Origin of the sequence: Paracoccus sp. MC1854 (assembly GCF_014164635.1) — a bacterium.
Taxonomy (GTDB): Bacteria; Pseudomonadota; Alphaproteobacteria; order Rhodobacterales; family Rhodobacteraceae; genus Paracoccus.
This window is the reverse complement of record NZ_JACJFU010000011.1, coordinates 82,833-100,885: the sequence shown is the minus strand read 5'-3', so window position 1 is coordinate 100,885 and position 18,053 is coordinate 82,833. Positions and strand designations below refer to the sequence as shown.

The 18,053-nt window shown below is 68.5% G+C and carries 18 protein-coding genes; 4 read left to right on the top strand and 14 right to left on the bottom strand.

Features of this window, described 5'->3' with window-relative positions:
- Nucleotides 1-46: 46 nt before the first annotated feature.
- From H5395_RS11205 to H5395_RS11190, 4 genes are read right to left on the bottom strand one after another with little or no spacing between them, the layout of a single operon-like run.
- The gene (locus tag H5395_RS11205; protein ID WP_182792655.1) at nt 47-3,178 is read right to left on the bottom strand and encodes an efflux RND transporter permease subunit; all 3,132 of its coding nucleotides are present in this window, start codon (nt 3,176-3,178) and stop codon (nt 47-49) included.
- Nucleotides 3,178-4,494 (bottom strand): efflux RND transporter periplasmic adaptor subunit, encoded by a 1,317-nt coding sequence (locus tag H5395_RS11200; RefSeq protein ID WP_255440622.1) that lies wholly within the window; start codon nt 4,492-4,494, stop codon nt 3,178-3,180. Before H5395_RS11200 ends, H5395_RS11205 begins: the two co-directional genes overlap by 1 nt.
- 49 nt (nt 4,495-4,543) lie before the next feature.
- Entirely contained in the window at nt 4,544-5,653 is a 1,110-nt protein-coding gene (locus H5395_RS11195) for an N-acetylglucosamine-6-phosphate deacetylase (RefSeq protein WP_370576445.1), read from the bottom strand.
- Entirely contained in the window at nt 5,641-6,567 is a 927-nt protein-coding gene (locus H5395_RS11190) for an ROK family protein (RefSeq protein WP_182792654.1), read from the bottom strand. Before H5395_RS11190 ends, H5395_RS11195 begins: the two co-directional genes overlap by 13 nt.
- A gap of 284 nt (nt 6,568-6,851) precedes the next feature.
- Between H5395_RS11190 and H5395_RS11185 the strand changes: the two genes are divergently transcribed.
- Nucleotides 6,852-7,871 carry a polysaccharide pyruvyl transferase family protein gene (locus H5395_RS11185; RefSeq protein ID WP_182792653.1) on the top strand — a complete coding sequence of 340 codons (1,020 nt, stop codon included), beginning with the start codon at nt 6,852-6,854 and terminating at the stop codon, nt 7,869-7,871.
- 84 nt (nt 7,872-7,955) lie between these two features.
- Here H5395_RS11185 and pnp read toward each other — a convergent pair whose 3' ends face one another.
- The 7 genes from pnp to H5395_RS11150 all read right to left on the bottom strand — a co-directional run bounded on the left by pnp (nt 7,956) and on the right by H5395_RS11150 (nt 14,484).
- On the bottom strand, nt 7,956-10,103 hold the full coding sequence (gene pnp / locus H5395_RS11180) for a polyribonucleotide nucleotidyltransferase (protein ID WP_182792652.1): 2,148 nt from the start codon (nt 10,101-10,103) through the stop codon (nt 7,956-7,958).
- A gap of 150 nt (nt 10,104-10,253) precedes the next feature.
- Nucleotides 10,254-10,970, bottom strand: coding sequence for a sterol desaturase family protein (locus H5395_RS11175; RefSeq protein WP_182792651.1), 717 nt, complete (start codon nt 10,968-10,970; stop codon nt 10,254-10,256).
- Between the two features lie 138 nt (nt 10,971-11,108).
- Nucleotides 11,109-11,684, bottom strand: coding sequence for a hypothetical protein (locus H5395_RS11170; protein WP_182792650.1), 576 nt, complete (start codon nt 11,682-11,684; stop codon nt 11,109-11,111).
- 157 nt (nt 11,685-11,841) lie between these two features.
- Nucleotides 11,842-12,111: a 30S ribosomal protein S15 gene (gene rpsO / locus H5395_RS11165; RefSeq protein ID WP_182792649.1), complete on the bottom strand. Its 270-nt coding sequence runs from the start codon at nt 12,109-12,111 to the stop codon at nt 11,842-11,844.
- 132 nt (nt 12,112-12,243) lie between these two features.
- Nucleotides 12,244-13,125, bottom strand: coding sequence for a calcium-binding protein (locus tag H5395_RS19340; protein ID WP_182792648.1), 882 nt, complete (start codon nt 13,123-13,125; stop codon nt 12,244-12,246).
- Nucleotides 13,126-13,202: 77 nt separating this feature from the next.
- Nucleotides 13,203-13,838 carry a Smr/MutS family protein gene (locus H5395_RS11155; protein ID WP_182792647.1) on the bottom strand — a complete coding sequence of 212 codons (636 nt, stop codon included), beginning with the start codon at nt 13,836-13,838 and terminating at the stop codon, nt 13,203-13,205.
- Nucleotide 13,839: 1 nt separating this feature from the next.
- The gene (locus H5395_RS11150) at nt 13,840-14,484 is read right to left on the bottom strand and encodes a Tim44/TimA family putative adaptor protein (protein ID WP_182792646.1); all 645 of its coding nucleotides are present in this window, start codon (nt 14,482-14,484) and stop codon (nt 13,840-13,842) included.
- Nucleotides 14,485-14,590: 106 nt separating this feature from the next.
- On the opposite strand from H5395_RS11150, the gene H5395_RS11145 reads away from it, so the two are divergent.
- The 3 genes from H5395_RS11145 (at nt 14,591) to H5395_RS11135 (ending at nt 16,375) form a co-directional block, all read left to right on the top strand.
- Nucleotides 14,591-15,100, top strand: coding sequence for an FxsA family protein (locus tag H5395_RS11145; protein WP_182792645.1), 510 nt, complete (start codon nt 14,591-14,593; stop codon nt 15,098-15,100).
- Between the two features lie 55 nt (nt 15,101-15,155).
- Complete coding sequence (secB, locus tag H5395_RS11140; protein ID WP_182792644.1) at nt 15,156-15,701, top strand: protein-export chaperone SecB; 546 nt, start codon at nt 15,156-15,158, stop codon at nt 15,699-15,701.
- A 77-nt stretch (nt 15,702-15,778) separates the two neighbouring features.
- Nucleotides 15,779-16,375 (top strand): HD domain-containing protein, encoded by a 597-nt coding sequence (locus H5395_RS11135; RefSeq protein ID WP_182792643.1) that lies wholly within the window; start codon nt 15,779-15,781, stop codon nt 16,373-16,375.
- 18 nt (nt 16,376-16,393) lie between these two features.
- Here the strand turns inward: H5395_RS11135 and H5395_RS11130 are convergent, their stop codons facing one another.
- From H5395_RS11130 to H5395_RS11120, 3 genes are all read right to left on the bottom strand, one after another.
- On the bottom strand, nt 16,394-16,723 hold the full coding sequence (locus tag H5395_RS11130) for an H-NS family nucleoid-associated regulatory protein (RefSeq protein ID WP_182792642.1): 330 nt from the start codon (nt 16,721-16,723) through the stop codon (nt 16,394-16,396).
- 70 nt (nt 16,724-16,793) lie between these two features.
- The gene (locus H5395_RS11125; RefSeq protein ID WP_182792641.1) at nt 16,794-17,348 is read right to left on the bottom strand and encodes an ActR/PrrA/RegA family redox response regulator transcription factor; all 555 of its coding nucleotides are present in this window, start codon (nt 17,346-17,348) and stop codon (nt 16,794-16,796) included.
- A gap of 59 nt (nt 17,349-17,407) precedes the next feature.
- The gene (locus H5395_RS11120) at nt 17,408-18,031 is read right to left on the bottom strand and encodes an SCO family protein (RefSeq protein WP_182792640.1); all 624 of its coding nucleotides are present in this window, start codon (nt 18,029-18,031) and stop codon (nt 17,408-17,410) included.
- Nucleotides 18,032-18,053: the final 22 nt, after the last annotated feature.

The window sequence follows — 18,053 nt, the reverse complement described above, 5'->3', positions numbered from 1 at the left end:
TTCCCGTTTCGAACCCTTCAAAGCCGCCTCACCAAGGCGGCTTTTCTCATGCGGTCGCCTGCCCTGCGGGCTGCGCATGGGTGCCGGCCAGCGGCCGGTTGCCGGTCAGGCGGCGGACGGCGACGTAAAGCCCCGGGATCATGAAGATGCCGAGGAAGGTGGCCGAGATCATCCCGCCCATCACCCCGATCCCGATCGAGTTCTGCGCCGCGGCCCCCGCCCCTGAGGCGATCGCCAGCGGCAGCACGCCGAGGATGAAGGCCAGCGAGGTCATCAGGATCGGGCGCAGGCGCAGCTTGGCGGCCTCGATGGCGGCATCGACGGTGCTGCGGCCCGCGACCTCGAGATCGCGGGCGAATTCCACGATCAGTATGGCGTTCTTGGCCGCAAGGCCGATGGTCGTCAGGATGCCGACCTTGAAATAGACATCGTTCGACTGCCCGAAGATCAGCGCGGCCAGCACCGCCCCCAGGATGCCGACCGGCACCGACAGCATCACCGCGAAGGGCACCGTCCAGCTTTCGTAAAGCGCGGCGAGGCACAGGAAGACCACCAGCGCCGACAGCGCGTAAAGGAAGGGCGCCTGGTTGCCCGCCTGGCGTTCCTGATAGGCAAGCCCGGTCCAGGCCACGCCATAGCCGCCGGGCATCTGGGCGACCAGTTCCTCCATCGCATCCATGGCCTGTCCCGAGGTCGCGCCGGGCGCCTCGTTGCCGGAAATCGAGATCGCGTTGGTGCCCTCGAAGCGCGACAGCCGGGGGGCGATCGGTTCCCAGCGGGTGGACATGAAGGCGCTGAAAGGCACCATCTCGCCCGAGGCGTTGCGGGCATACCAGTCCTCGAGGTTCTCGGGCTGCATGCGGAACTCGGCCCCCGCCTGCACGATCACCGGGCGCAGGGTGGCGCCCATGGCGAAGTCGTTGACCTCGCGCCCCGAGAAGATCGTGGCCAGCATCCCGTTCACCTCGGAGAGGCTCAGCCCCAGCGCCTCGGCCCGCTGTGGGTCGATGTCGAGCCTGAGCGCGGCGGTGTCCTCGTCCCCCGAACTGCGGACGTTGGCCAGTTGCGGGTGGTCGTTGGCTGCCTCCTCCAGCGCCTGCGCGGCCTCGCGCAGCGCGGCCGTGCCTTGGGCCGACTGGTCGATCAGGAACATCTGGAAGCCGGCGCTGTTGCCAACGCCCTGGATCGGCGGCGGCTGGACGAAGTTGATGCGGCCTGCGCGATGGTTGGCGAAACGCTCGGTGGCGCGCTGGACAAGGGCCTGGGCCGAAAGCTCGGGGTCGCCGCGCTCGTCGAAGCCCTTGAGCCGCACGAACAGGGTGGCCCGGCCCTGCCCGGTCCCGGAAAAGCCGAAGCCGAGGGCGCCGAAGGTCGAGGCGACGGCGGGTTCCTCGTTCAGCAGGTAGGTTTCGATCTCCTCGACCACGGCCAGCGTCTGCTGGGTGGTCGAGCCTTCCGACAGGTTGATCTGGGCCATCAGCACGCCCTGATCCTCGGTCGGCAGAAAGGTCGAGTTCATCCGCGTGAAAAGCTGCCAGACCACGACGCTGATGACGGCCAGCAGCAGCACCACCAGCAGCGGGTGACGCACGGTGCGGGCGATGACCCGCGTGTACCAGTCGGTTGCCCGGTCGAAGCCGCGGTTGAACCAGCGCGCGGGCGCGAAGCGTGGCGGTCCGTGATGGGGGCGCAACAGCGTCGCGGTCTGGGACGGCGTCAGGATCAGGGCCGCCGCCAGCGACAGCATCATCGCGGTGATGATCGTGACCGAGAACTGGCGATAGACGACGCCAGTCGAGCCGACCATGAAGGCCATCGGCAGGAACACCGCCGACAGCACGACCGCGATGCCGATCAGCGCGCCGGTGATCTGGCGCATCCCGACCTCGGTCGCGCGGACGGGATCAAGGCCGTCCTCGCGCATGATGCGTTCCACGTTTTCGACCACGACGATGGCGTCGTCCACCAGCAGGCCGATCGCCAGCACCATGGCGAACATGGTCAGGGTGTTGATCGTGTAGCCGAAGGCGAACAGCACGGCGAAGGTGCCCAGCAGAACCACGGGCACCACGACCACCGGGATGATCGTCGCCCGCCAGCTTTGCAGGAAGACCAGGATCACCGCGATGACCAGGACGACGGCTTCCAGCAGCGTGTGGTAAACCTTTTCGATCGACTGTTCGACAAAGGGCGAGGTGTCATAGGCGACCCGCAGTTCCACCCCGTCCGGCAGGGCGGGCTGCAGCGAATCCAGCACCGCGCGCACGCCCGCCGCGGTGTCCACGGCGTTGGCGCCGGTTTCCAGGTTCACCCCGAAGCCCGAGGCATTGGCGCCGTTGAAGCGGCTGTTGGCGCCATAGGCTTCCTGGCCGATCTCGATCTCGGCCACGTCGCCCAGCCAGACGTTCGAGCCGTCGGCGCCGGTCCGCAAAAGGATGCGGCGGAAATCCTCGACGCTGGTCAACTGGCTTTGTGCCGTCATCGTGGCGGTGAACTGCTGGCCCGGCACCACCGGCTGGCTGCCGAGCGAGCCGACCGAGACGGTCGAGTTCTGTTCCGCCACCGCCGCCGTGATGTCCGAGGGCGTCAACTGGAACTGCGCGAGCCGCAGCGGGTCCAGCCAGATCCGCATGGCATAGCCCGAGCCGAAGATGTCGATGCCGCCGACCCCGTCCACGCGCTTGACCGGGCCTTCGACGACCTCCTCCAGCAGGTTGCCGAGTTCGACCGTGGAATAGCGCCCGTCGGTCGAGACCAGCGAGCCCACCATCAGGATCGACGAGGTCGAGCGCGTGACCGACACCCCGTCCGACTGCACCGCCGAAGGCAGGCGCGATTCGACGCTGCGGACCCGCGACTGCACGTCGTTCAGCGCATCGGTCGGGTCCACGCTGTCGTCGAAGGTCAGGGTCAGCGAGGACCGGCCGCGGAAGGACGAGGATTCGAAGTAGAGCAGCCCTTCCAGCCCGGTCAGCGTGTCCTCGATCTGCGTCGTGACCGAATTCTGCACCGCCTCGGCGGTCGCGCCGGGATAGCTGGCCGAGATGCGGATCGTCGTCGGCGCGATGTCGGGATATTGGGACACCGGCAGGCTCAGCAGCCCCCAGACCCCGGCCAGCATCGTCACGATCGCCAGCACCCAGGCGAAGACCGGGCGATGGATGAAGAACTGCGCCATCAGTTGGCGACGCCGACGGGGCGCGGGGCCGGGGCCGCCGCCACCGCCGGCACGGGCGCAACCGCGCCGGATGCCGGGACGGGGACGGGGACGTCCTGGAAGGCGGTGGCCTCGGGTCCGGGGACCTCGCGCACCACGCCCTCGGGGTCGATGGTGACGGGAATTGTGGTGATCTCGTCGCCGTCGTTCAGGTTGGTCAGCCCGTCGAGGATCAGCAGGTCGCCTGCCTCGACGCCGTCGATCACGATCCAGTTGCTTTCATGGGTTCCGGCCTCGGTCAGCACGACCTCGACCGCGCGGCTGTCGCGGGCGACAAAGGCCGTCAACTGGCCCACGGCGGATCGCCGCGTCGGACCCTGCGGGACCAGCACGCCTTCCACCGCGCCGACGGTCATCTGCACGCGCACGAACTGCCCCGGCAGGATCAGGCGGTGGGGATTGGGGAACTCAAGCCGGAAAGGCACCGTGCCGGTGGTGGGCGAGACCTCGCGCCCCGGCGCGACGAAGCGCCCGGCCTCGGGATAGACCTGCCCGGTTTCCAGGATCAGCGCGGCCTCGCGCCCCTCGACCCGGACCATCCGGCCTTGCGCCCGCTGCTCGCGGTTGCGCAGGATGCGGGCGCGGGAATCCGAGACATCGACATAGATGGGGTCGATCTGCGTGACCGTGGTCAGCACGTCGCCCTGGTTGGCGGTGACGAGATCGCCGATCGAGACATTGGCGATGTCGGGCACGCCGTCGATGGGGCTGCGGATCTCGGTCCGGTCCACGGCAAGCTGGGCCAGCGCGCGTTCGGCCTCGGCCGCGGCAAGGCTGGCGCGGGCGTTGGCCAGCGCGACCTGCACGGTTTCAAGCTCGGCCCGGCTGACGCCGCTGCCCTGCAGGCGGTCATAGCGGTTGACGGTGGCGGTGGCGCCCTGGACGGCAGCCTCGGCACTGATCACCGCGGCCTCGGCGGCCGAGAGCGTGGCGGCAAGCTGGTCGTCGTTCAGCCGGAAAAGGACGGTCCCCGCCTCGACCGAGGTGCCGGGCTGATAGGCGATCTCGACGATCTCGCCGCCCACCTGCGGGCGGATGCCGGTTTCCTGATAAGCCACCGCGCGGCCGGGCAGGGTGACGGTCACTGGCACCGTGTCGCGCTGCAGGGTGGTGACGCCCACCTCGCGCGGGTCCTGCGGCGCGCCTGGCCCGGAACCCGGCGCCTGCGCGGCGGCGGGAACAGGGGCGATCATGGCGAAGGCAAAAGCCGCCACGACCATCCCCGCCTTGCGGCGCGGCCGGAGCCTCCACGAAATCGGTCGCAGTCGGAATGTCATGGGTTTCAGCATCGCAGCCGTCCCGATGCCCGGCAAGGGCACGAAATCGTCAGAAAAGCGTGTCGAGCCAGCCTGCGAAGCCCAGGGTCTCGTCAAGCACGGCGATGTGATCGGCGGGGGCGCCCAGCGCCAGGACCAGCGGCGCCAGCCCCATCGCCCTGCGGGGCACATCACCCGCCATGGCGATGCAATCCGCAAGCCCGACACCGCCCTGAAGATGCAGCCGCGCAAGCCCGGTCACCATATCCAGATGCGCCCCCGCCAGCGCGCCGTCCGCGTTGACCAGCCGGCCGTCACGCAGCTCGACCCGGCGGCCGTAAAGGGTGAAGGCCACGGGGCCGCCGACGCTGGGCATCGCGTCCGACACGATGAAGCAGCGCCCGGCCCGCGGCCGCGCGGCCAGCGCCAGCCGCAGCATGGCCCAGTCCACATGGATGCCGTCGGGGATGAGGCCGAGCCAAGCGTCCGACAGGATCGCGGCGGCGGCAAGGCCGGGTTCACGGTGATGCATCGGCGGCATCGCATTGAACAGATGCGTGGCCATGCCGATGCCGTCGGCGAAGGCCAGTTCCGCCTGCGCCACCGTGGCCGAGGAATGACCCGCCGACAGCACCACCCCCAGCGCCCGCGCACGGGCCAGCAGCATCGGATCCGCCAGTTCCGGCGCCAGCGTCAGCAGCACGGGGATACCGGCCGCGCGCAGCCGCGCCAGCACCGCCAGCGTGCGCTCGTCCAGGGGCCGGATATGCCGGGCGTCATGGGTGCCGCGCCGCTCGGGGGCGATATGCGGGCCTTCGATGTGGAGGCCGGCGATGCCCGGCATCCCCCAGGCCGCGATCACGGCATCGGCGGCGGCCTCCATCACCTCGGGCGCGTCGGTGATCACGGTGGGCAGGATCGCATGGGTGCCCAAAGACCGATGCGCCGCCCGGATCGCGGCAAGACCGGCGGGCGAGGGGTCCGCGTTGAACAGCACCCCGCCGCCCCCGTTTACCTGCAGGTCGGTGGCGCCCGGCATCAGCAGGTGAACCCTCCGGTCCGGCCCGTCCCGGCCGAGCGGTCCCGCAGCAGCAATGCGGCCGTCCCGCAGGCGGACCGCCCATCCTTCCCGCAGCGCGCCGCCCACCCACATCAGGTCGGCGGCGATCAGGGCCTCCACGGCATCTCGCCTTGGGCGGTCATGCGGGCCAGCAGCGCCGCGCCCCGGACCCCGCTTGCATCCCCGTGCCGGGCAAGGCGGAGGATGGGAAGGGGCGTGCCGGGCATCAGCCGCGCCGGAAGCGCCGCCTGAAGCCGCTCGACGATGCCGGGCATCTGCGACACGCCGCCGCCGAGAACCACGATCTCGGGGTCGATGGTCATCTGCAACGTTTCCAGCGCCTCGGCGGCAAGGTCGGCCCAGACGGCCAGCACCGCCTCGGCCGCGGCCTCATGCGCGCGGGCGGCCAGTTCGGGGGCGGTGATCTTCCCCAGCCCCATATGCGCGGCCAGCCGCGTCAGGCCGGGCCCCGCGACATAGGCCTCGATGCAGCCGGACCGCCCGCAGCCGCAGGTCCACAGGTCCAGACCGTGCCGCGCAAGGGCGCGGGCGGGCATCCCGCAATGGCCGATCTCGACCGCGATGCCGCCTGGGCGCCGCGCCGGGCGGCCGTCAAGGCAGACGCCGGCGGCAAAGCCGGTGCCGATGATCAGCCCGACCGCCGCCGCATGGCCGTCGGCGGCGCCGCCGTTCGCTTCCGAGAAGGCCAGCGCCATGGAGTCGTTCATCACCGGCAGCGGCCGTCCCGCAACCTCGGTCAGCCTTGCGGCCATGTTCTCGCCGCTGATCGGCAGGTTGGCGGTTCGGGCGATGCCGCTGTCGGGTTCGACCACGCCGCTCATGGCGATGCCGATGGGCAGGTCGGTGCCCGCGCGGTCCCGCAGCCAGCCGACCAGCCCGCCCAGCGCCGCGAAGAAGCCGTCGGCGCTGTCGCGGGGCGTCGGCACCCGGCGCGTGTCGATCGTCCCGAGGCCGGCGTCAAACAGCCGCGCCTCGATCTTGGTGCCACCGATGTCGAGTCCGCCGCAATCCATGGTCCCTCGCTTTTTTTTCCAGTTCCTAGCGCCCAGGGGACGGCTTGCCAAACGCCCTGCGCCGGCCGAGTTAGAAACAAATGCGGAAGGAAAGCCATGACGGTGGTGCCGGGCATCGTGGTAAAGGGTTCGGGCCTGCCTGATGTGGCGGCGATCGGGCCGGTTCGGGCCGAACCATGCGGAAGTCCTGCGCCCCCGGCCCGAAGGCGCCCTGCCCCTAGGGTGTGCCGGGGGCCGCGATGAGTCCTGCGCAGCCGCCTTTCAGCGCAAAGGAAGATCCCGCCTTGCCCGGCCAACCCGCAGGCCCGTCTGTTCGCCGCGCGCTGGTCACGGGGCATTTTTCGACCGTCGGCGACATCGAGGTGCTGCACCGGGTCGAGGCCCGCCTGCACAAGCTGGGCATTCCCTTCGATATCGCGCCCTATACGCTGGACCTGCTGGGGCTTGATCCCTCCTGGGTGGACGCGGCCGGCCTCGATCCGGCCGGCTTCACCCATCTGATCGTGGTCTGCGGACCCTATGCGCCCGATTACCCGGTGAAGCTCCCGCATGTCCTTGCCCGGTTCCGGCATTGCACGCAGGTCGGGGTGAACCTGACGATGGTTGCGCCCCTGTCCGGCTGCAACCCGTTCGACGCGCTGCTGGAACGCGACAGCGACCGAATGGTGCGGCCGGATCTGAGCTTTCTGCAGGAGGTGGCGCGTGTTCCGGTGGTAGGGCTGTGCCTCGCCCGGTCGCAGCGCGAATACGGGACGCGCCAGATGCACGACATGGCCGAGCAGCGGCTGCGCGCGCTGCTGCGGCGCGGGGGCGCGGCGGTGGTCGAACTGGACACCACCCTGCCCCGTTCCGCCAACCGCACCGGGATCGGCAGCCCGGCCGAATTCGAATCGATCCTCGCGCGGTTGGATGCGCTGGTCACGACGCGGCTGCACGGCACGGTGCTGGCGCTGAAGAACGGGGTGCCTGTGCTGGCCGTGGATGCGATCGCCGGGCGCGACAAGGTCACGCGGCAGGCGGAACTGCTCGGCTGGCCCGAGATCCATGCGCTGGAAACCGCCAGCGACGCGCAGCTTGATCAGGCGCTGGCCCGCTGCCTGCAGCCAGAGGCGCGGGACCGCGCGCAGGCCTGCGCGGCGCGCGCCCGCGCGTTGCTGGCCGGTCACGGGGACGACTTCGCCGCGGCGCTGCAGGCAGAGGCCCGGCCGGAACGCCGTCCGCCGGTCGCCTCGCGCAAGGGCCGGCTCAGCCAGTTGGCCGCGCGCTGGCGGCACTGGAAACGCGGGCGGTTTCCCCGGAGGTAGGGCGCGGCATTTCCGGCGCCTGAAATGACGAACGCCCCGGCCGTTTCCAGCCAGGGCACGTGATGGGGCAGAGAAGGGGCGGGCTTACTCGGCCTGCGCCTCTTCCTTTTTCGGCTCGGAGATTTCCTCGCCGGTATCCTGATCGACCATCTTCATGCCAAGGCGCACCTTGCCGCGGTCGTCGAAGCCCAGAAGCTTGACCTTGACCTCCTGGCCTTCCTTCAGCACCTCGTTCGGGTGCGTCAGGCGCTTGCCGGAAATCTGGCTGACATGAACCAGCCCGTCACGCTTGCCGAAGAAGTTCACGAAGGCGCCGAAGTCCACCAGCTTGACGACCTTGCCGGTGTAAACCTTGCCTTCTTCCGGCTCGGCCACGATCGAATAGATCATGTCATAGGCCTTCTTGATCGAATCGGCATTGGCCGAGGCGATCTTGATCGTGCCGTCATCGTTGATGTCGACCTTGGCGCCCGAGGTTTCCACGATCTCGCGGATGACCTTGCCGCCCGAGCCGATCACTTCGCGGATCTTGTCGGTGGGGATGGTCATCGTCTCGATGCGCGGGGCATGGGCCGAGAACTCGCGGCGGCCTTCGGTCAGGGCCTTCGACATCTCGGACAGGATGTGCAGGCGACCGTCTTTCGCCTGCGCCAGCGCCTGTTCCATGATCGCGGGGGTGATCCCCTGGACCTTGATGTCCATCTGCAGGCTGGTGATGCCGTTTTCGGTGCCCGCGACCTTGAAGTCCATGTCGCCCAGATGATCCTCGTCGCCGAGAATGTCGGTCAGCACCGCCCAGTTGTCGGCGTCCTCAAGGATCAGACCCATGGCCACGCCCGCAACCGGCGCCTTCAACGGCACGCCTGCATCCATCATCGCCAGCGAGCCGCCGCAGACCGAGGCCATGGACGACGAGCCGTTCGACTCGGTGATCTCGGAAACAAGGCGGATGGTGTAGGGGAAGTCGGTCGCCGCCGGCAGCACCGCCTGCAGCGCCCGCCATGCCAGCTTGCCATGGCCGATCTCGCGGCGGCCGGGGCTGCCGACACGACCCACCTCGCCCACCGAATAGGGCGGGAAGTTGTAGTGCAGCAAGAAGTTGGACCGCGAGTTGCCGTGCAGCGCGTCGATGATCTGCTCGTCGTCGCCGGTGCCCAGCGTGGTCACGACCAGCGCCTGCGTCTCGCCGCGGGTGAACAGCGCGCTGCCGTGGGTACGCGGCAGGATGCCCACTTCCGAGTCGATCGCGCGGACGGTACGGTTGTCGCGGCCGTCGATCCGGGTGCCGCCGCGGATGATGTCGCCGCGCAGGATGCCCGATTCCAGCTTCTTCAGCGCCGAGCCGAGGTTCGGGTCGGCCAGTTCGGCCTCGTTCAGACCGGCAACGATCGTTTCACGCACGGCCTGGATCGCGTCGCGGCGGTCGGCCTTGTCGATGATCGCATAAGCCGCGCGCATCCCTTCCTCGCCCAGCGACTTCACGCGGGCGGAAAGCTCGGAATAGTCCGGCGACTGGAAGTCGAAGGGCTCTTTCGCGGCTGCCTCGGCCAGATCGACGATCAGGTCGATCACCGGCTGCATCTGCTCATGGCCGAACTTGACGGCGCCGAGCATCTCTTCCTCGGTCAGCTCGTAGGCTTCCGATTCGACCATCATCACGGCGTCCTTGGTGCCGGCGACGATCAGGTCAAGGCGCTGCTCGGGGTTGGACCGCAGATGGTCCATGTCGGCCACGTCCGGGTTCAGGACGTATTCGCCGCCGGCAAAGCCCACGCGCGCCGCCCCGATCGGACCCATGAAGGGCACGCCGGAAATCGTCAGCGCGGCCGAAGCGGCGATCATCGCGACGATGTCGGGGTCGTTGACCAGGTCGTGCGACAGCACCGTGCACATGACCAGGGTTTCGTTCTTGAAGCCGGGCGCGAACAGCGGGCGGCAGGGGCGGTCGATCAGGCGGGCGGTCAGCGTTTCCTTTTCGGTCGGCCGCGCCTCGCGCTTGAAGAAGCCGCCCGGGATCTTGCCGGCGGCATAGTATTTTTCCTGGTAATGGACGGTCAGGGGGAAGAAGTCCTGACCGGCTTTCGGTTCCTTGGCGAAGGTCACGTTGGCCATGACGCTGGTTTCCCCCAGCGTGGCGATGACGGACCCGTCAGCCTGGCGGGCAACCTTGCCCGTTTCCAGGGTGAGCGTTTCCTGCCCCCACTGGATCGATTTCTTCACTTCGTCGAACATCTGGTTTCCTCAGGGGCGCGCCGGCCCTCCGGCCGCCCGTGTCATATGGCGGCCCCATTGCCGCCTCCCCCAATCCTTAAGCGCGGCCGGGGGCGGGCCTCACGTCGCAGATTGACCGGGCATACAGGAAAACGGGGGGTGAGGAAAGTCTTATCCGTGGCGGCGGCCAGGCCATCCCGGCAGACCCCAGGCCTTGCGGGCGAGGACAAGCCGCAGGTCGTCGGGGTCCATGCCCAGCGACATCATGGTGTCGCGGTCATAGCGGGCCCGGGCCGCTTGCGGGTCGTGGCCGGTTCCGAACAGCCGGTCGATCCAGCCCATGCCGGCGCTGACGTGAAAGGTCGCATGGTGGTCCTGGTAGTGGTGCGCCAGATGACTGCGGGTGACGTGGCGGCCGAACCGCCCCTTCGGCAAGTTCACATGCGCGAGCGTGTGGCAGTATTCGTAGAACACATAGGCCGAGACCGACCCCACCCACAACGCCACGACCGAGAAGCCCGCCGCCGCGCCGATCCCCATGAACAGCGCCAGCGCCAGCGTGTGCAGCCCCGCCGAGACCAGAGCGAAGACCGCCGCGAACCATCGGTTGCCGCCTGTCAGCAGGTCGGGGTCGGTGGGAAACTCGTGATGGCCGATATGGTCGCGGTAAAGCTGGTTGAAAGGACCCTGCATCTGCGGCGGGCGGCGGTGATACAGGAAGCGGTGCATGGCATATTCGACAAGGAACTGCAGCGCGACGCCATAGGCCAGCGCAACCAGCAGGACCGGCTGGAAGCGGATCACCAGCACCGCCATCCCGATCAGCCACAAGGGGGCCAGCCGCTGGAGATGTCCCATCCGGGAAACGATGCGCCAGACCTCGAACATGGCCGTCTCCTCGCAAAGCCAGTGGAACAAGGGAAGCGCGGCTGGCAGGCAGCCGTCAAGACTGGCGTGGCGTCAAGCGGAAGGCCACCTCGAGAGGCGGCCTTCGGTGGTCGTCTGGCCTTTCCGGCCCGATGTCCGTCACACGCGCACAAGCGTCCTGGGTTCGGCCGCTTCGGCGACGGGAACGGCGGCGGCAGGCCGAGAAGGGGCCGCGGATTGGGAAGCCTCGGGACGCTCGGCCATCCGGGCGATCTGCTCGATCAGCCCCAGCCTGTTTTCACGGCCAAGCGACTGGATCGCCCAGGCGCGCGCCGCGGCCTCGTCGTCGAACCCGATCGCCGGGTCCGGCACGTTGTCCGTGGCAGCCTGCGCCCTGGGCGGGATGGCGGCATCGGCGATCCAGCGGGACCCCCCCTGCGCCACCACCGGGCTGCCTGACAGGGTGGAGGCAGGCGCCCCCGCCTGCCCGGCCGAGGCCGCCGTGGTAGCGGTCATCCAGGAGGGGAAGGCGTCCCGTGCGTCCGAAGCGGCAGCGGCCTGCTGGGCGGGAGCCGACAGGTCGAACCGGACCGCGGTCTCGGCGGGCGGGGGAGCCTGCGGGCCGTTCTGCGCCTGCGGGGGCGCGTCGTTGCCCCCCTTCCTCGCCGCGTTCATGAGATGCACCAAGGCACTGACAATCTGGCCTGGCGGGGTATGGGAAATGTTGATGGGCATGATGTTCGCTCCGTTTTGTCACGAACACAGGATTTCCGCCCGGCCGTTAAGATGCCAGAAACCAATACCGGGCATTTTAAGGGTTCATGAACCCTCCCCCGGAACCAGAAACGCCCGCGGCTTTCGCTGCGGGCGTGGGGTCGGCAAGGCAAGGGCCTTAGCGGCGCAGGCCCAGACGCGCGATCAGGTCAGTATAACGCGCCTCGTCCTTGTTCTTCAGGTAATCCAGCAGCTTGCGTCGCTGGGCGACCATCATCAGAAGGCCACGGCGCGAGTGGTTGTCCTTCTTGTGGGTCTTGAAATGCTCGGTCAGCGTCGCGATGCGCGAGCTGAGGATGGCCACCTGCACCTCGGGCGAGCCGGTGTCGCCGGCTTTGGTGGCATATTCGCCCATGACGCGGGCTTTTTCCTCGACGGTGATCGACATCGGGGACTCCTGTTTGCAAAAGGGTGATGGCGCAGGCCGGGATGTCGTCCAGCACAGGCCCATGGAGGTCATCCGCCCGAATCGCCGGAACGGATGGGCGCGTATAGGCGAAGTTTGCGCCGAAAGAAAGCCTCAGGCCGCGCGCAGACCGATCTGCGCGGCGTCGAGTCCCGCGGCGTTCAGCACATGGACGACCGCCGTGCCGTTGAGGCGCACATAGGCCGAGCCATCGGGTTGCGGGTCCAGCGTGACAAGGGCTTGTTCCAGATCGGTCCTGGAAAGAACCAGATCCAGCCGGTCATGCGCGGCGTCGAAATCGCCCAGCGTGGCGGGCGGCTGGCCCGCGATGCGGTCGGCGGGAAGCTCGAACAGGTCGTTGCCCGCCCCGCCCTCCAGCCAGTCATCGGCGGCGCCGATCAGCGTGTCGTCGCCCTCGCCCCCGTGCAGCCAGTCGCGCTCGGCATCCTCGTCATCCGCGATCAGCAGGTCGTCGCCCGCGTCGCCCGACAGGTCGTCGGTGCCCGCCCCCGCTTGCAGCGTGTCATTGCCCTCGCAGCCCGACAGCCAGTCGGCGCCATTGCCGCCAAGCATCAGGTCACCGCCCTCGCCGCCGATCAGGGTGTCGTCGCCGGAACCGCCATCCAGGCGGTCGTTGCCGCCTTCCCCGGCCAGCAGATCGTGGCCCGCACCGCCCAGCAGGGTGTCGTTGCCGAAACTGTCCAGCGCGTAATCGCCATGGATCACGTCGTCGCCGTCGCCGCCCGACACGAGGTCATGGCCGCTGCCCGCCCGGATGTCGTCGTCGCCCCCCGCCCCGTCGATGCAGTCGTCGCGCTCGAATCCTTCCAGCCATTCGCCGGCATCCGAACCGGTGATCGGCTCGGGTCCGGGTTCGGGCAGGTCCGGCTCGGCTGCGGGATCATCCTGATCGTCCTGATCATCCCCGCCGTCCGAGGTCAGGTCGAAGGCGAAGGCCAGCATCATCACGCTGGCAAGCGAAAGCAGGACGAGCATGCGGAAGCCCCGGTCAGAACGCGGCAACGGCCGCCGGACCTTCCTAGCCGCGAATCAGCGGGGCGGATATGCAAAGGTTACGAAAGGGTTAAGGCGCGCCTGCCCCCCCGTGGGCGGCGCAGCCAGACGTAATAGGCCCCGCCGCCGCCATGGCGGACATGGGCCGGGACGACCTGCAGCACGGCAGGCGAAACCGGCGCCATCTGCAGCCAGTGCGGCACCTCGTGGCGCAGTGCGCCCGAACGGAAGGGCAGCGGCCCGTGGTCGCCCCTGCCCTTGCCGGTGATGACCAGCACCAGCCGGTGGCCCACCGCCTGCGCGCCCAGGATGAAGCCGGTCAGTTCCGCCTTGGCCACCGCCAGGGTCATCCCGTGCAGGTCGATCCGCGCATCCGGCCGCATCTTGCCGCGCGTCAGCGTGCGGTGGGTCTTGGCGTCCATCCGCAGCGGCTGCGCGGCGAGCCGCTCGGCCGTGGAGGGCACGACGGCGACATGGACCGGCGGCGATGGCCGGTCCCGCCCGAGGCTGAAGTTCTGAGGCAGGGCGGCGGGGCGCGGCGCGGGTGCCGTGAGCGCAGGCGGCGCGGGTTCAAGGGGCGGCGCCACGATCCGCCGCCGCTCGGTCGCGGCCATGGGGGTCACGCTGCGCGCGACTTGTGCCCACAGCGCCTTGTCATCCTCGGACAACCCGCCCCGGCCGCGGCGGCGGGACATCTCAGGCGGTCGCGACCAGTTGCCAGTTCGGGTCGTCCTGACCCATCCGGCGAGCAAAGGTCCAGACGTCGCGCTGCTTGCGCGCGGCCTTGGGATCGCCCTCGACCACATTGCCCGCGGCATCGCGATGGACAGCGATCAGCTCGCCCACGAAGCGGACGGAAATCTCGCCGGTGCCGCTTTGCGGATCGAAGCTCGCCCCCTGCAGACCGGTCTCGCGGGTGCCGAGATACTGCACCTCGGTGCGGATGCCCTGCGCCTGCCGCTGCTGGATCACTCCCTCGAAGGCCTCGGCCACCTGCGGGGCAAGGAAGGGGCGGACCTCGGACAGGTCGCCGCGCTCGAAGGCGGTCAGGATCATCTCGTAGGCCTGACGGGCGCCGGCAAGGAAGGGGCCCACGGCAAAGGACGGCTCGGCCCGCTGCATCGCGGTCAGCGCCTCGGCGGCGGGGGTGCCGGGCTCGGCATGGTCCAGCACGTCGCTTTCCTCGGGCGCGGGCGCCGCCACGGGGGTGGGCCGGCTGGCCTGGATCGGCTGCGGCGGACGCTCGAACCCCTCGCGTGTGCCGAGGACATTCCGCAGGCGCATGATGAGAAAGACGGCGATGGCCCCCAGCACGATGATCTGTAGCATCGTATTCGACATTATCCGCGTGCGCCCCTGGCGTTAGGTCTGGTCTGATCTGAACGTCTGATTATGTAGGTGGCAGAACCCGCCAAGTCCAGTTGCGGGCCGATCACGAGGTTCAACGATGTGGTTCCTGATCCTGTTCGTCATGTGGCCGATCCTCGAGATCGCGCTCTTCATCCAGATCGGCGGCGAGATCGGGGTCGGCGCGACCATCCTGTGGGTGCTGTTGTCGGCGGTCCTTGGCATCTGGGTGATGCGCCGGCAAGGGGCGGCTGCGATGGCCGACCTGCAGCGCGCGGTCGAGGAGTTCCGCGACCCCGGCCAGCCCCTCGCCCATGGCGCGCTGATCATGCTGGCGGGCGGGCTGCTGGTGCTGCCGGGCTTCTTCACCGACGCGCTCGGCATACTGCTGCTGATCCCGCCGGTGCGGGGACTCGTGCTGCGGACGCTCGGCCGCAGGGTGCGGGTCACGCAGGCGGGCTTCGGCACCGGCCGCCACGGCACCCCGCGGGGCCGGCCCATGGTGATCGACGCCGAATATGCCGTGGTCGAGGACGAAGACCCGGACGGGCCGCCGCCCGCGCTGCCGCCGCGCGGAACGCGCCGCCCTTCCGGCTGGACGCAGCATTGAGCGGGGGCGGCCGCGATGCTAACAGGCGCAGGAACCGCTGACGCGAGGATGGAAGATGACTGACGAGACCACGAACGGCGCCGCCTCCGGCGCAGCCACCCCGCAGGCCCAGCCCGGCCAGCCCGCTGTCCGCCTGAACATCCTGGCCCAGTTCACCCGCGACCTGTCCTTCGAGAACATCGTCGCGCAGAAGGGCCTCGGCGGCGATGTCTCGCCCGAGATCCAGGTGCAGGTCAGCCTCGACGCCCGCAAGCGTCAGGTCGAGCATCAGTACGAGGTGATCTGCAAGTATCGCGTGACCTCGCAGAACGCCTCGGACAAGGCCAAGCTGTTCCTGTGCGAACTGGACTATGCCGGCGTCTTCCACATCGAGGGCGTGCCGGAGGAGCAGATGCACCCCTTCCTGATGATCGAATGCCCGCGGATGCTGTTCCCCTTTGTCCGCCGCATCCTGTCGGACGTGACCCGCGACGGCGGCTTCCCGCCCTTCAACCTCGACCCGATCGACTTTGTGGCGCTTTACCGGCAGGAGGCCGCGCGCCGGGCGCAGGCCGAGGCGCAGTCGGGCGCCGAACGCCCGCAGGGCCAGCCCCTGTCCTGAGCCATGCGCCGTAATCGCCTGACCGGGCCGCCCTGCGTGGGGCGGCCTTTTTCCATCCCTTTGCGGGAGAGCCGCTGATGGCGCGTGCAAGGGCATGGCAGCGGATGCTGTCGGGCCGCAGGCTGGACCTGCTGGACCCGACGCCGATGGATGTCGAGATCGGCGACATCGCCCACGGGCTTGCCTTTGTGGCGCGCTGGAACGGCCAGACCCGCGGCGACTGGGCCTATACAGTGGCCGAGCATTCGCTGCTGGTCGAGGAGATCCTGTCCCGTCTCAACCCCGGCATCGCGCCGCAATGGCAGCTTGCGGCGCTGCTGCATGACGCGCCGGAATATGTGATCGGGGACATGATCTCGCCGGTCAAGGCGGCGCTGGGTCCGGGATACCGCGAGATGGACACCCGCCTCGCCGCCGCGATCCACCGCCGCTTCGGCCTGCCGGCGGCGATCCCGGCGCCGGTCAAGGCGCAGATCAAGCGGGCCGACCGGATCTCTGCCCGGCTCGAGGCGGTCGAGATCGCGGGCTTCACCCCGGCCGAGGCCGACCGCCTGTTTCCTCTGCGCCGTGGCGCGACCACGGACGGGCTGAGGATCAGGCTGCGCCCGCCTGTCGAGACGCGCGCAGCTTTTCTGGATCGCTTCGCCGCGCTGACCGCCCGCCTGGACGGCTGACCCCGGCGCGGCGTCCTGTCAGGCCAGCAGGTCTTCCAGCGACCTGCCCGCCTCGATCTGCTCGATCACCCAGCGCGGGCGCCGGCCGCGGCCCGACCATGTCTGGTTGGGATCGTCGGGGTGAGCGTATTTGGGCTGGCCTTCGTTGGCCGCCGCGGCGCCACGGCGGCCGCGGCCCCCGGCGCCTGTCAGTTCGGACAGGTTGAACCCCATATCACGGGCGGTCCGCTCAAGCGCGGCCATGGCTTCTTTCCGGCGGCGGGTTTCGTAAGAACTGATCGCCTTGTCGATCTGGGTGCGAAGCGCCCGCAGATCTTCCAGCGACATCGAGTCCACGTCGAGTTCCAAATTCCATTCCTTTCGCGCGAAATGCGGAGCACTGAATGACAAATAACGTTTCTCCGCGCAACTGCAATATTCAGCGCGGCCCGCGCTTGGCCAAAATTCTCTGCAATGTCCGGCGATGCATATGCAGCCGCCGCGCCGTTTCACTAACATTGCGGTCGCATTGCTCGAACACGCGCTGGATATGTTCCCAACGCACCCGGTCGGCGGACATCGGGTTTTCAGACGGAGGCGGCAGTGCCGAGGCCTGTGCCAGCAGCGCCGCGGTCACTTCATCGGCATCGGCGGGCTTTGACAGGTAATCGGCCGCGCCCATCTTGACCGCCGCAACGGCGGTCGCAATCGCGCCATATCCCGTCAGCACGACAATGCGGCAATCCTCGCGCCGGGAACGCAGCGCGTCCACCACATCCAGGCCGCTGCCATCCTCAAGTCGCAGATCCACAACGGCATAGGCGGGCGCGCGGGCCGCCACCTTGTGGCGCGCAACTTCCACGCTGGTCGCAATTTCCGTGCGAAATCCGCGCCGTTCCATTGCCCGGGCAAGCCGGGTCACGAAAACCTCGTCGTCATCGACCAGCAGAAGGCTGGGATCGTCGCCAATGCCGGTCGTATTCTCTGCGTTCATCCTGATCTCGCTGCAATGGCCGTTTTCATGATCCGTATCCTGCCGATCCAGCAACCGGATCAGGCCGCCTCGACAAAACAGGCAATTTGATCGGCCATCTGCTCCGGGCTGGTATCGCGGGTAAAGAACTCGACCGTGCCATGGCCGGGAAGAACAAGAAAGCTGTTTGTCGTATGATCAACCAGATAGCTCTCCTTGTCTTCTTCATCGTTCAGACGGAAATACCCGCGCCAGGCGCGGCTGACTGCCGTCACCTCCTCGACGCTGCCGGTAATTCCCAGCATGTCGGGGTGCATCGCATCGGTGAAGTCGCGCAATTGTTCGGGGGTGTCGCGGGCGGGATCGACCGACATGAACACCGGCTTCACCGACATTCCCCGCTCGCTCAGGATATCCGCGGCGCCGGCATTGCGCGCCGAGTCCATCGGGCAGACATCCGGGCAATAAGTATAGCCCATGTAGAAGATCGAGGGCCGGTCGAAAACCTGGGCATCCGTCACCCGCGCGCCGTTCTCATCCGTCAGGATGAAGCTGCCACCCAGCGCTTCGATGCCGCCGGCCACGTTCGAACGGCGGCACTGCGCAAACTGATCTCCCGATGCCGGACGCAGCCACAGCCATCCAGTCAGCAGCACCAGCACCGTGGCAAGAAGCCCCAGCATCATCAATCGGCGTTCCGTCATGGGTCGATCCTCTTCATTGCCG

Bases quoted from the DNA above. Each gene is read 5' to 3' on its own strand.
- H5395_RS11155 (WP_182792647.1), bottom strand. From the start codon at position 13,838: ATGTCCCGCCGCCGCGGCCGGGGCGGGTTGTCCGAGGATGACAAGGCG.
- H5395_RS11125 (WP_182792641.1), bottom strand. From the start codon at position 17,348: ATGAACGCAGAGAATACGACCGGCATTGGCGACGATCCCAGCCTTCTG.
- rpsO (WP_182792649.1), bottom strand. From the start codon at position 12,111: ATGTCGATCACCGTCGAGGAAAAAGCCCGCGTCATGGGCGAATATGCC.
- H5395_RS11170 (WP_182792650.1), bottom strand. From the start codon at position 11,684: ATGCCCATCAACATTTCCCATACCCCGCCAGGCCAGATTGTCAGTGCC.
- H5395_RS11145 (WP_182792645.1), top strand. From the start codon at position 14,591: ATGTGGTTCCTGATCCTGTTCGTCATGTGGCCGATCCTCGAGATCGCG.
- H5395_RS11135 (WP_182792643.1), top strand. From the start codon at position 15,779: ATGGCGCGTGCAAGGGCATGGCAGCGGATGCTGTCGGGCCGCAGGCTG.
- pnp (WP_182792652.1), bottom strand. From the start codon at position 10,103: ATGTTCGACGAAGTGAAGAAATCGATCCAGTGGGGGCAGGAAACGCTC.
- secB (WP_182792644.1), top strand. From the start codon at position 15,156: ATGACTGACGAGACCACGAACGGCGCCGCCTCCGGCGCAGCCACCCCG.
- H5395_RS11200 (WP_255440622.1), bottom strand. From the start codon at position 4,494: ATGACATTCCGACTGCGACCGATTTCGTGGAGGCTCCGGCCGCGCCGC.
- H5395_RS11205 (WP_182792655.1), bottom strand. From the start codon at position 3,178: ATGGCGCAGTTCTTCATCCATCGCCCGGTCTTCGCCTGGGTGCTGGCG.
- H5395_RS11150 (WP_182792646.1), bottom strand. From the start codon at position 14,484: ATGTCGAATACGATGCTACAGATCATCGTGCTGGGGGCCATCGCCGTC.
- H5395_RS11190 (WP_182792654.1), bottom strand. From the start codon at position 6,567: ATGGATTGCGGCGGACTCGACATCGGTGGCACCAAGATCGAGGCGCGG.
- H5395_RS11175 (WP_182792651.1), bottom strand. From the start codon at position 10,970: ATGTTCGAGGTCTGGCGCATCGTTTCCCGGATGGGACATCTCCAGCGG.
- H5395_RS11120 (WP_182792640.1), bottom strand. From the start codon at position 18,031: ATGACGGAACGCCGATTGATGATGCTGGGGCTTCTTGCCACGGTGCTG.
- H5395_RS19340 (WP_182792648.1), bottom strand. From the start codon at position 13,125: ATGCTCGTCCTGCTTTCGCTTGCCAGCGTGATGATGCTGGCCTTCGCC.